This is a genomic window from Actinomycetota bacterium, assembly GCA_035540895.1.
Lineage (GTDB): Bacteria > Actinomycetota > JAICYB01 > JAICYB01 > JAICYB01 > DATLFR01.
This window is the reverse complement of sequence record DATLFR010000109.1, coordinates 1-12,473: the sequence shown is the minus strand read 5'-3', so window position 1 is coordinate 12,473 and position 12,473 is coordinate 1. Positions and strand designations below refer to the sequence as shown.

General features: G+C 71.0%; 10 protein-coding genes. 4 read left to right on the top strand and 6 right to left on the bottom strand.

All coding sequences use genetic code 11. The features are described from left to right. Nucleotides 1-216: 216 nt before the first annotated feature. Together VM840_06325 and VM840_06320 are read left to right on the top strand one after the other, a co-directional pair. Entirely contained in the window at nt 217-762 is a 546-nt protein-coding gene (locus VM840_06325) for a GNAT family N-acetyltransferase (GenBank protein ID HVL81191.1), read from the top strand. Between the two features lie 48 nt (nt 763-810). After that, nucleotides 811-1,539, top strand: a complete 729-nt coding sequence (locus VM840_06320; protein ID HVL81190.1) for an alpha/beta hydrolase — start codon at nt 811-813, stop codon at nt 1,537-1,539. 61 nt (nt 1,540-1,600) lie between these two features. On the opposite strand, the gene VM840_06315 is transcribed toward VM840_06320, so the two are convergent. Continuing rightward, nucleotides 1,601-3,508: a CocE/NonD family hydrolase gene (locus VM840_06315; GenBank protein ID HVL81189.1), complete on the bottom strand. Its 1,908-nt coding sequence runs from the start codon at nt 3,506-3,508 to the stop codon at nt 1,601-1,603. Nucleotides 3,509-3,852: 344 nt separating this feature from the next. Here VM840_06315 and VM840_06310 point away from each other — a divergent pair, with 344 nt between their 5' ends. Beyond that, nucleotides 3,853-4,290: a hypothetical protein gene (locus tag VM840_06310; protein HVL81188.1), complete on the top strand. Its 438-nt coding sequence runs from the start codon at nt 3,853-3,855 to the stop codon at nt 4,288-4,290. Continuing rightward, entirely contained in the window at nt 4,287-4,583 is a 297-nt protein-coding gene (locus VM840_06305) for a hypothetical protein (GenBank protein HVL81187.1), read from the top strand. Before VM840_06310 ends, VM840_06305 begins: the two co-directional genes overlap by 4 nt. On the opposite strand, the gene VM840_06300 is transcribed toward VM840_06305, so the two are convergent. The 5 genes from VM840_06300 to VM840_06280 form a co-directional block, all read right to left on the bottom strand. Next, nucleotides 4,580-5,464, bottom strand: a complete 885-nt coding sequence (locus tag VM840_06300) for a hypothetical protein (protein HVL81186.1) — start codon at nt 5,462-5,464, stop codon at nt 4,580-4,582. The genes VM840_06305 and VM840_06300 overlap by 4 nt on opposite strands. After that, entirely contained in the window at nt 5,451-8,447 is a 2,997-nt protein-coding gene (locus VM840_06295) for an ATP-binding cassette domain-containing protein (GenBank protein HVL81185.1), read from the bottom strand. The genes VM840_06300 and VM840_06295 overlap by 14 nt, the downstream gene beginning before the upstream one ends. A 2-nt stretch (nt 8,448-8,449) precedes the next feature. Continuing rightward, nucleotides 8,450-10,660 carry an MFS transporter gene (locus VM840_06290; protein HVL81184.1) on the bottom strand — a complete coding sequence of 737 codons (2,211 nt, stop codon included), beginning with the start codon at nt 10,658-10,660 and terminating at the stop codon, nt 8,450-8,452. A 1-nt stretch (nt 10,661) separates the two neighbouring features. Next, nucleotides 10,662-11,210 (bottom strand): hypothetical protein, encoded by a 549-nt coding sequence (locus tag VM840_06285; protein ID HVL81183.1) that lies wholly within the window; start codon nt 11,208-11,210, stop codon nt 10,662-10,664. Then, nucleotides 11,156-12,473 (bottom strand): hypothetical protein (locus tag VM840_06280; GenBank protein ID HVL81182.1); only part of this gene is annotated, 1,318 nt, incomplete at its 5' end. The genes VM840_06280 and VM840_06285, both read right to left, overlap by 55 nt.

The window sequence follows — 12,473 nt, the reverse complement described above, 5'->3', positions numbered from 1 at the left end:
GGCCCACGGGCGGGAGGTGTCCGTCGACGTGTTCGCGAGCTGGCTCGCGCACCCGCTCGAGTTCGGCGCGACCGTCCAGACGGCGCGCGTCACGAGCATCGGCTTCTCCCCGGCCTAGCCGGCGGTGACCTCGGCTCTGTCGGTGCCCCCTCCTATGCTTGTCTGCTGCCCTCCGTCACAGGAGCGCACCGAGTCAGCTTGGGGGAAGGAGTCGGGATGGCCGTGCAGGTGCTGTCCGTCGTGCCCGGAGAGGTCGAGAGGTACCGTCCCGGGATCGTGGAGGTCTACCGGCGGGTGTTCACGGCACACCCGTGGAGCGAGCCCGCGGAGTGGGCGGACGGGTTCGGTGACGGCCTCGTCGAGTGGCGCCGCTTCACCCCGGGGTTCCGCCTCGTCGTCGCCCTCGATGACGACCGGGTGGCGGGGTTCGCGATGGGAGCCACGTGGGACCCGGAGAACTGGTTCTGCGGTCCGATCACGCAGCTCCTCGACCCCATCTGGACCCGCAGCTGCTTCCACCTCATGGAGCTCGCCCTGCTCCCGGAGCATCGGGGACGCAAGATCGGCGGGCTCATGCACGACGAGATCCTCGACGACCTCGACGCGGACACCGCTCTCCTGTCGACGAACCGGCTGGGGCCGCCCCCCGCCGCCTCGCTCTACATCAACCGCGGGTGGCAGCTGCTGCTGCGTGACTGGCGCCACTGCGAGGAGTGCGACCCGGTGCACGTGATGGGAGCCGTTCTCCGTCCTATCGGGTGACGGGTCCGGCCCGGACCGGTCGTGTCCGGGGTCCGGTAGGCTCCGGACATGCCAGCGGTCCTCGTGCACGGCGTACCGGACACGTCCCGCATCTGGGAGCCGGTCCTGCCCCACCTCGGGCGTGAGGACGTCCTGACCCCGTCGCTGCCCGGGTTCGGCTGCCCGCGTCCGGACGGTTTCGACGCCACGAAGGAGTCGTACCTGGGGTGGCTCGTGTCCGAGCTCGAGGCCGCCGGGGAGCCGGTCGACCTCGTGGGGCACGACTGGGGGGCGCTCCTGACCCTCCGTCTCGTCTGCGTGCGCCCGGACCTCGTACGCACGTGGGCGGCCGCCTCCGCGGTCCTCAGCCCCCACGGGAACTGGCACGGCGTGGCCAAGATCTGGCAGACCCCCATCGAGGGGGAGGCGTTCATGAAGATGTGGGCCGCTCTCCCGGAGGCGGCCGCCGTCGAGATGATGGTCGCCGCGGGCGTGCCGGAGGAGCACGCCCGCACGCAGTTCAGCGACATCGACGACAGGATGCTGAGCTCGGTGCTCGACCTGTACCGGTCGGCGGAGCGCGTCTTCGAGGAGTGGTCCGAGGACATGGCCTCCGTGACCCGGCCCGGTCTGCTTCTCGCAGGCGCGGCCGATCCCGTCATGAAGCTCTCGCTCGCGCAGGCGGAGTCGGAGCGGATCGACGTTCCCATCGAGGTGTTCGAGGGAGGCCACTGGTTCCCCCTCGAAGACCCCCAGGGGTTCGCGGACACGCTGCAGGAGCACTGGGCCCGGGTCTGACGCTCCCCCGGGGGGCCCGGGCGGCCGCTTCGCGGCCGCCCGGGCAGACGCTACAGACCCCTCACGGGATCCGGCTCTTCGGGGCGCAGGGGAACCCGTTCGGCACCCGGCACCCGGGCAGCGGGAGGTCCGTGCGCAGGGGGGCGTCGGTCGGGACGACCGGGAGCTGGATCCGCGACGGGTGCTGCGGGTCGTGCAGGACCGTGACCGCGGCCGGCTGGTGCGTCGGGGTGTACCCCCAGATGCCGTCCACCACCGGCGGGGTGTGGACCTGCACGAGGATCCTGTTCCCGGCCCGGAAGATGTGTCCGAGCGGGAAGACCTCGATCTGGAACAGGGTCGGCTCCCCCGGACGCACCGGTTGCGGGTTCGTGTGCGGGCGGTACGGCTGCACGAGCCGTCCCTGGTCGTAGTAGGACCGGCCTGCGTCGATCGCCCGGTGCGACGCCTTCAGCAGGCCCCGCTGCACGTAGCTGACCGAACCGTCCGGCCACACCTCCGAGACGGAGACGAAGAAGTCGGTGTCCACCCCGGCCACGGAGGCCCAGATGTCGGCGAGGACGGGTCCGGCCATCGCCGTGTCCTCCGTCAGCGGCGCGCTCTCGTAGCCGACGGCGTCCGGGAGCCCGCGCTTCGTCGTGATGTCGCTGCCGGTGTTGGCGTCCGGCGCGTAGAAGAGCCAGCCCTGGCGAGCCACCCCCGACATGTACGTGTCGCCCCGCTGCGGACCCGCGGGCGGGTCGTCGGTGAGCGTGCCGTTCGCGCCCAGGTAGAGGTCCTTCCAGGTGGTCGTCTCGAACGGCCACCGCTGTCCGGACGTCTTCGCGATGTGCTCGCCGTTGCTGCGCGACTCGAAGTAGTTCACGACCTGGGTGTCGTGGAACCCGGTGGTGTCCGGACGGCCGGCCACCCAGATGTCGAAGAAGGTCCACCGGTCGCGGCTGGCGTACCCGCCGAACCCGTGCGTCCCCGACGAGGTGACGAACTTCTTCGGCACGACCGTCTTCGTCGAGCCGTCCGGCAGCGCCACCTCCCTCGGGGTGGGGTGGATGTGGTGGAAGAGGACGACGGACCGGGGGCCCGTCTGCTCGTCCTGCCAGTTCGTCTGCTGGTAGTAGGGGATCGTGATCGAAGGCGCGTAGGTCAGCGCGGCCTTCGACGTGTACCAGTCGTTGTCGGTCGATCCCACCGCTGCCCAGGCCGGCTCGTGCTGGGGCTGCGGCGGCTCCCCGGCCGAGTACCGCCCGGTCTGCAGCTGGGCGCATATCTCGTCGGAGGGCGGGGTCTGCCGCTGCGTGAGCGCGTTCCCGTCGTTCTGCAGCTGTCCGGTCGGGAGCCGGTGGGGGCCGGTCCCGTAGGTCCACACCGTCGGGAACAGGTAGTTCTGCACCCCGCCCGGCATGAAGATGTCGCGGTAGATGTCCGAGTGCAGGAGCGAGGGCGCCACGGCGGCCAGGCTCGGCGGCTGCGTGGCGGCGGTCAGGTAGGCGGTCTGTCCGGGATAGCTCTGTCCGTACATCCCGACCTTGCCGTTCGACCAGGACTGACGGGCGATCCACTCGATGATGAAGTGGCCGTCCCACGCGTGGCGTCGGTCGTAGAGGTTGAACTGTCCGCCCGAGCACTCGGTGCCGCGGATGGACGCCTGCACCTGGACGTAGTCGCGGCGGGGGCCCTCACCGAACGTGACCCGCAGGGCGATCAGCTCCCCGTCGTCGACGCGCAGGTAGGCGTTGGGGGTCGGGCGGGACGCGCCGTTGTACCCCTCCATCGTGAAGATGGTCGGGTGGTCGGCGTCGTTCGACAGGTCGAGCGACCGGAGCTTGTAACCCCAGTCGGTGCGCTCAAAGGTGGAGTCCGGACGCAGGACGGGCTCCCCGGCGACGGGCACGGGCGAGTCGTCTGCGGTGGCGGCGGCCGGGACGCCGAGGAACGAGGCCGCGACGAGCAGGGACACGAGCTTGCGCATGGATATCCTCCCCAGGACGTTTGCCGCACCTCTTTCTGCGCTCCCGCCCCATTCCCTCCCTGCGCTCCCCGTGCTGTCGCGCCGCGCCGGCGCACCCACGGTCGCGGGGCCGTCCGGGCTCCCGCTCCGGCGGGACGCGCCACATGCGGCGTGACGCGCCGGAGCACCGGGCGCGGAGGCGGCGCCGCGGGCTCTGCGCCGGCGGAGGGCGCCACGCGGGTGGGGCGGGCCCGGGCTCCCGCGGGTCCCCCGTTGGGCTCCCGGACGCGCGGGCGGCTCCCGGTTCGTGCTCCCGGACGATGTCCGGGCGCGGGTTTCCGTCCTAGAGTGCGATCATGCGGGTGATGGACAGGATCCGCCGCACCACGGACGACCGGGCTCCCGCCGACCCCGGACGCGCCGACGACGCCACCGAAGAGATCCACCTGGGCGCCGCACGGACGGACCCGGAAGACGCACGCGCGGCCGGACCGCTCCGCTCCTTCTGGACCCGGGCCAGCGCCCCGCGCTCCCCCGCCCTCGTCTACGCGGGCGTCGTCTCGATGGCGCTCGGCTTCGCCCTCACCGCGTTCACGTGGGGACGGGTGGCCGGGGTGCTGTCCGTGCCGCTGCAGATGCCGTACGTCGCGTCGGGGGGTCTGACCGCGATCGGTCTCGTGGCGCTCGGGTCGGCGCTCGTCGCGACCGGGACGGCGCGCCGCGACGCGGCGCGCCGGGAGGCGCGGATGGAGGAGCTGGGCGCGGTCCTGCGCGCGATCAGGGAGGCGGTGGAGGAGCGGTGAGGCGGTGGGTGTCCGATCCGTTGGTCGTCTCGTCCTGGGTCGCGGCGGCCATGGTCGTGGGGGCGTTCGTGGCCTTCTTCCTCGCCTGGCGGGGAGCAGCGGCCACCCTGGCCGTGGGCATCCAGGTCCCCTACCTGGTCTCGGGCGGGGTCGGCGGGCTGACGCTCCTGATGGCCGGCCTCACGCTGGTGCATGTCCAGGCGCGACGGCGTCGCAACGCGCGGGAGCACCGCCAGCTCGCCCGGCTGATCGAGGAGGCGCAGGGCGTCCTCGATGCGCTCCGGGCTCCCTAGACCTCCTCCTCCTCCTCGACGACGAGGGCCCGGGAGAAGTAGACGGCGAACGCGAGCACGACCAGCGGGACGAGCAGCACCCAGCTCAGGTACGAGCTGGCTAGCTCGCCGACGAAACCGTCGGCGCTGACGGGCTCCGCCTCGCCCGAGGGAGACGGGTCGGCCGTCTGCGCGAGCGGGTCGACGCGGGGGTCCGTCGAAGTGGTGGGAGCCGGACCCTCCGGCCACTCCAGGTCGACCCCCGGGTCGGGAGAGAACCCGGAGCCGTCCTCGTCGATCTCCCCGGCGTCGAACGTCGCGGGCGTGAAGGAGACGGTCGCCGTGATGGGGCGCTCGGCTGGGTGGCCCTTCGCGTACAGCGCGACGTCCCACGTCTCGGTCGTCCCGGGCGCGGCCAGCAGCGCGAGCCCGGAACCACGCAGGTCGTCGAAGGGAGCCAGGTCCACCGTGAACCGGGGGAGGCCTCCCGCCTCGTAGCGCGCTTCCGCGCTCGCCGAGCAGTCGACGGCGGGAGGCGGGCCGAACGATCCCTGCACCGAGGTCGTCGGTCGCTCGGACGCGCAGACCCTGATGCGTGCCGCCTCCGGACGCGTCGACGCGCCCGGGTGCACGGGCAGCGTGAGCGTCCCGCCGGTGATCGTCGCGCCGGGCGGAAGGTCGGCGACGAGCAGCGTCAGGTAGATGCGAGCCCGTTCGGCTCCCGCGCTCGCTCCGACGTGGAGCGTCTCGGCCTCGTAGGGGTTGACGGGGGGTGCGTCCGGCTGCGGCTGGGGCGTGATGTGGTACCAGGCCTCGACCCCCGTCTGGACGCTCGACTCGGCCATCGTCTGGGCGGGAGCGACCCCGAGCAGCAGCGCGAGCACGAGCTCAAGTAGTCGCATCGACCCTCCCGTTCAGCCGCGCCGCGACCTTCGTGGCCAGGGCCGGTCCGACACCCCGGACGCGCGAAAGCTCCTCGACGCCGGCCTCCCGCATCGCGTCCACCGATCCGAACTCCTCGAGCAGGGCGGCTATCCGCGCGTTGCCGAGGCCCGGGATCGCGGCCAGCACCGACACGTCCCCTTCGCCCTCGGCCTCTCCGGGCACGCCTGTCCCGGAGCGCTCGATCGCCTCGAGCCGCCCACCGAGGTAAGCCTCGACCACCTTCGGATCGTTGCGGACGACGTCCGGGCGCCCGTGGGCGATCACCTGGCCGGCGTCCATCGCGATCACCCTGTCCGACAGGCCCATGATGAGCGGGATGTCGTGCTCGATCACGAGCAGGGTCATCGAGTACCGCTCCTTGAGGTCGGCGAGCAGGTGGGCGAGGGCCTCGGTCTCGCGCTGGGCGATCCCCGAGGAGGGCTCGTCCAGCAGCAGCAGCTTCGGACGCAGCGCGACCAGGCACGCGAGCTCGCAGATCCGGCGCGTCCCGGTGGACAGCTCCTGGATCTGCTTGTTGCGGAACGACCACAGCCCCATCGTCCCGACGATGTCGCGGGCGATCTCCTCGCGCCTGCGGTCCCGTCCGGTGAGCCCGAGCACGGAGGACATGAACCGCGTCGGCACGCGCATCTCGAGCGCGAGCTGGACGGTCTCGAGGACCGACAGCGTCGGGAACAAGGCCACGTCCTGGAACGAGCGGATGAGGCCGGCCTTGGCCTTGCGCTCGGGGGTCCAGCGGGTCACGTCCTCGCCGCGGAACACGACCCGCCCCCCGTCCGGCGCGACGAACCCGGCGATCACCTCGAAGAGCGTCGTCTTCCCGGCCCCGTTCGGACCGATCAGGCCGACGATCTCGCCCTCGGCCACCTCGAGCGAGACGTCGTCGACCGCCCGGAGTCCGCCGTAGCTCCGCTGGACGGACGACACCCGCAGGATCTCCCTGGGCCCCCGGGCCGTCCGATGCCCGTTCGTCGCCGCCGGCGCATGGGAGACGATCGGGGTCGCCTCTTCGAAGGCTACGGGAGGCTCGATACCGTCGACCACGACGCCGTACCGCGCGGCCACCCACCGAACCACCCGCTCGCGCAGGGGGGAGATCAGCTGCACCACTCCACCCGGGAAGTACATGATCAGCAGCAGCAGCCCGAGCCGGCTGGCGAGCAGGGCGAGCGAGTCGAGCGGGACGAAGGCGGGGATCCCGCGCACGAACAGGACCCCGAGGACGGGTCCGGCGAGCATCCCGATTCCGCCGACCACGGTCATGACCACGACGTCGACGCTGAACTCCGCTGCGAACTGCTGCCGGCCGATCTCGGAGTAGGAGTGTCCGTACGCGGCGCCCCCCACGCCCGCGATGAACCCGGCCAGCACGAACCCCTGGATCTTTATCCACCGGACGTTGAGGCCGAACGCGCGCGCGGCGTCCTCGTTGTCGCGGACGGCGAGCAGTAGTCGGCCGAAGCCGGTCCGGCGGATGTTGCGGCAGACGAGGAACAGGACGACGAAGGTGAGGAGCGCGATGTAGTAGTACCCCCGTCCGGGCTCGACCGTCCGGCCCGCGATGACGGGGCGCCCGGTGCTTATCCCGCCGCCCATCGCCCACGGCTGGATCAGCACCCAGTTCGCCATCGCGACGGCGAAGGCGAGCGTGGTGACGGCGAGGAAGAGCCCCTTCAGGCGGAGGGCGGGCAGCCCGATAACGATCGTCACCGCGGCGGCCGCCAGACCCCCGTAGAGCAGGGCGAGGGGGAGGTTGCCGCCGGTCCGGGTGGCGATCTGCGCGGAGACGGTGGCGCCGACCGCAGCGAGGGCGAACTGTCCGAGGGTGAGCTGTCCTCCGAGCCCGGTGATGATGCCGACGGAGAGCGCCACCATCAGGAAGCCGAGCAGGACGGTCAGCGAGACGGCCGTGACGTTCCCGAGCATCAGGGGCGCCACGCTCAGGACGGCGAGCGCGCCCAGCCCGATGATCGTCCCCAGGTTGCGGACGGCCCATAGCTTCGCGACCGCCTCGGGCAGGGGTCTCCATGGCTGGACCGTCGCCCACGCACTGCCCTTGTCCTCCTCGCGGGAGCCCTCCCGGGACCGGAAGAGGAGGGTGACGACGATGATCGCGAACAGGGTTAGGTCCATCAGGCCGCCGGAGCGGAAGTTCTGGAGGAGCACACCCTCCGTGACGCCGATCCCGACCCCGGCCGCCAGCGCGACGGGGAGGTTGGTCATCCGGGCGACGATGGCCCCGGCCAGCCCGCGGGTGAGGAGCGAGGGTCCCGACGAGGCCGCCGTGTACAACCCCCCTGGGAGGCTCGGCGCGACCAGGATGGCGGTGAACGCTGAGAGGACCCCTCCTATGGCCCAGGCCAGCGTGGACATCCTCGATGCGGAGACCCCGGCCATGCGGGCCGCCTCCGGGTTGGCGGCCGCGCTGCGAAGGGCCAACCCCAGCCGGCTCCGCTGGAGGAAGAGCGCGAGCGCGACCACGACGACCGGCGAGAAGAACAGCAGGCCAGACGCCGCCGGTTGGACGAGCAGGTTCCCGACGTGGAACTGCGGAAGGCCGGGGGGAGCCGGGTAGAAGGCCGCGCCCCGGGCGCTCGACGCGATGGTGGCCGTGATGACGAACAGCAGCTGGCCCAGCCCGAGCGTCGCCACCAGGCTCATGAGACGTGGCGCGTTGCGCAGCCGGCGTATGACGGCCACCTCCGCCATGGCGCCGACGCCGGCGCCCACGGCCAGGGCGATCGGGAACATCACGTAGTAGGGCAATCCCCAGCGAGTGACCGCGAGCACGAAGACCGCGGCGCCGAGGGCACCGATCTCGCCGTGGGCGAAGTTGATGATCCGGTTCGTCCGGTAGACGATCACGAGCCCTGCACTCAGCAGCCCGTAGCCGAGCCCGGTGATGATGCCGAGGACGATCGTGGAGGCGTGGAACTCCATCGTCACCCCCTGGCGGCGGCACCGCCCAGGAAGACCGCGCGCAGGAGGTCGTCGCGCCGCAGGAGCTCGCGGCTCGGACCGTCGAACCGGATCTGCCCCTTCTCCATGAAGTAGGCGTGCTCGGCCACGTTCAGCGCGATGTTGACCGACTGCTCGACGAGCACGACCGCCGCCCCCCCAAGGTTGATCTCCTCGACCATGTCCAGGAGCTGACCCACGATCACCGGCGCGAGACCGAGCGAGAGCTCGTCGATGAGCAGCAGTCGGGGCTGCAGGATGAGCGCCTTCGTCAGGGCGAGCATCTGCTGCTCGCCTCCCGACAGGGTGCTCGCCTTCTGGTTGCGCCGCTGGGCGAGGGCGGGGAAAGCGTCCAGGCTGCGCTCGATGGCCTCCTCGACGTGGCGACGGTTGCGGCCGGCGGTGTGGCCGAAGACGCGAAGGTTCTCGACCACGCTCATCGGTCCGAACACCGCCCGGCCGCCCGGGATCTGCGTGATCCCCAGCTTCAGCCGACGCTCGGCGTCGAGATAGGTGATGTCCGCCCCGCGGAACCTGACCGACCCACCCGACGGGAGCCCGATGCCCGAGATCACCTTGAGCAGGGTCGACTTCCCCGCGCCGTTCGTGCCGAGCAGGGCCACCATCTCGCCGTCGTCGACGGTGAAGTCGACGTCGAAGAGCACCTGGACGTGTCCGTAGGAGAAGTCGATCTTGCGGCACGCGAGCATCGGCAGCTGCGAGCCGGACGCGCGGATCTGTCGGATCTCCTCGTCCTCCAACGTCTCGTCGATCATGCGGTCGAGGTCGGCGCGGACGAGCGTGGAGGCGCTGCGGAGGATGAGCGCACCGATCGTCCCGGGGACGATCAGCGACACGATCGTGCCGACGATCCCGTATTGGGCTTCCACGCCACCGAGCAGGGCGGCTCCCGCCAGCCCACCGACGGCCGTGGCGATCCCGATCAGACCGGCCGCATGCGGCCGCATGCCGGACGGGATCACCGAGAGGAGCGCTATGTTGAGCGAAGGGGCCAGGGGGGCGAGCAGACCCGAGGCGATGGCGAACAGCGCGACCATCACCGCGAAGCTCGGAGCCAGCGCGGCCAGGCAGATGCATGCAACTGCGGCGCCGATCAGCCACGAAGCGGTGACCACCACACGGGCCGGGTCCTTGCGGTACATCGCGTCGCCACGCCGGCCGAAGAGCGCGAGGGCCACGATGGCCACCGCCGACACGAAGGCGGTGAAGATCCCTCGTCCGCCGGGACCCAGGTTCCACCGTTCGTCGAGGAAGAAGGCGAGGAAGGTCTGGTACGGGATCAGGAAGACCCCGAACGCCACCTGGACGGTGAGGATCCGGCGGATGGTCGGGATCAGCGTCAGCCGTCGCACCACCTCGAAGAAGCCGAGCGCCACGTCCGACCCCTGGAGGCCCTCATCGGTCCCGGCCGAGGTGCCCGATCCCCTCTCTCTCACGGTCGCCCGGATCTGCTCGGAGTCCCACCTGCCGAAACCGGGGTCGCGCAGCCGGATCGTCGAGAGCGCTCCGAGCAGCGACAGGATCCCCAGAGCGAGGAACACGCCTCGCCAGGTCAGCCCGACGGTCCAGACGAACAGCGCGACGAGCAAGGGCGCGAGGACGTTGCCGAAGGAGTTCGCCGCCAGGTAGTAGGAGAGAGCCCGGACCCTCCCCTCGGGCGGGTAGCTGTCCATCAGCATGGGCGCGTGCAGCGCGGAGACGCTCGCCGTGGTCAGGCCGTCCAGGACCAGGACGAGGGCCAGCCCGGCGACCGATGTCACGAACCCGGCGGTCATCGCGACCAGGCTCCACAGGATCGCGGTGGCCACGATCAGCAGCGCGCGACGCGCCCGGTGGGCCGTGAGAGCCGCCATGGGGAGCGGACCCAGCGCCTCGGCGAAGGTCTTGATCGCGATGACCCCGGCCACCGCGCCGACGCTGACCCCGAGCGTCCGGCTGACCTCGGGAGCCAGGACCCGGAACGCGTAGCTGAGGAACGTGTCTACCACCGCCAGGACGCCGAGCGCGGTCAGCGGGTAGATGCTCAGCCCGTGGTTCCGCAGCACCTCGAGCAGCGGAGGCGGCCTGTCGTCGCTCCCCGTGACCCCGAGCCGGTTGCGGGCCTCCGTGCGCAGCTCCTCCCGGGTTGCTTCCACCCGCTCGACGAGCTCCGCCGGTGCCACGCTCTTCGCCATCTCAGACCTCGACCCTCACCGAGTACGCGCTCTCTCCGATCCGCTCCCCGCGTCCATTCAGCAGGACGATCGTGATGTCGTGGAAGCGCCGGCCGCGCCGGCGGTCCTGCGGCGTGGGGTCGGGAATCTCCTCGATGGTGAAGCTGGTCTGGTCGGTGCTGTGGATGTTCTGTCGCGCGAGGTAGGCGGGACCGGGGCACTCCGGGTCTATCTGGCACCCCGGGTCCTCACGGACGAGGTCGACCTGGGTCTCCCCCGGCGCCTGGGGGGCGCGGTCGATGTAGAGACCGAAGTACCCCGCGTCGTCGCCGGGGCTGCCGTCCGGACCCGTCACCTCGAACCCGGTCACCCGCCACCGGACCGTGAGCGGGAACCGGATCTTCGCCCGGTCCGTCGGGTGGACGATCTCGAGTCGGTCGTCCTGCACGAAGTTGAGGCCGCTGAAGCCGCACCCGGGCAGCGCGAACACCATCGCCGCGGCGGCTGCGGCCCGCCTCAGACCGGGACGTCGCCGGTAACGGGCCTGATGCAGGTGCAGTCGTCGAACCACTCGCCGATCCTCACCGCCCCAGCGCCATCCCGGCGTGCGGCCGTCGTCCGCATGAGGAACGTGGTGGCGGACTTCACCTGGCCGACGTTCGCCACTCCACGCAGGAACGTGTCCAGCGTCAGGTTCGCTCCGGCGGCGTTCAGGGAGGCCAGGTGGTACCACATCGTGTCGCAGTAGGCGCCGATCTGCCCTTCCTTGTTGCCGGCCGAGTCGTCCTGACCGCCGAACGTCTCGCCCGCGCGCTGGAAGATCTGCTTGCACTCCTCGTGCGCAGGGGGACGGATCGACAGGTCGCCCGGGTTCGTGCTGACCAGCATCGATTGCTTCAGCTGGTTGAAGTACTGGCGCTGCCCCTGGCTCGCGTAGAAGTTGCGGACGGCCATCGGGGCATCCTGGGTGTTGAACCCGAGCTTCGCCCGGTAAGCCTGGTCCTCCGCTCGTTGCACGTAGAAGAGGGTGATCCTCACGCCCGCCCGGGAGCCGAGGAACAGCATGTGCGTGCACGGTCCGGCTGGGGTGTCCGTGCCCGGGACGGTCCGCGGGGTCCGGCAACTGTTGATCGCGCTGTTGACCTCGGTGGCGTCATCCAGCTGGGCGGGGATGTTGTCGGCGCTGTAGCTGATCTCGAACTCGCACCCGCTGCACAGCTGCAGTCCGTGGGAGGTGAGCGCCCGCTTCATCGTCGCCGCGGCCGCCTTGTGGGAGGGCTGGTCGTACCGGATCAGCCCGATGCGGGGCTTGCCGTCGACGCAGGGGTTCGTGCTCGTGTCAGGCTTGCACGTCGCGAAGAACCCCCGGGCCGCCAGCTGGTCGACCTGGTCCTTGGCCATCCGGTCGAGCGCGGCGGTGTTGTGCTCGACGTACCACGGGTAGTCCTGGAAGGTCTTCTCGTAGGAGAAGCCGCTCCCCGACCCGATCTGGGCGACGCGCGCTCTGGTCAGGCATGCCTGGAGCGTGTCCAGCCCGGCCACCCAGGCCAGGAAGACCCGGTTGTCGCGCGTCCAGTGCGCGCACATCTCCTGGTAGAGCTGGTCGGCGCCCTTCGTGGTCACATCGTTGGTCGTGTACGAGTAGTACACGGGTACGACCCTGCGCCCGTGCGGCGGGCTCTTGTTGACCTCGGCGATCATCGCGTCGATCGCCCTCTTCTGGTCTACCTGTCCGATGCCGGCGAACCCCGCCGCCGTGTTGGCGGTCCCCGGGTCCCTCGAGTAGGCGACCCCGACCCGGATCTCGTTCTCGGTCACCGGAGGAGGTCCGGCC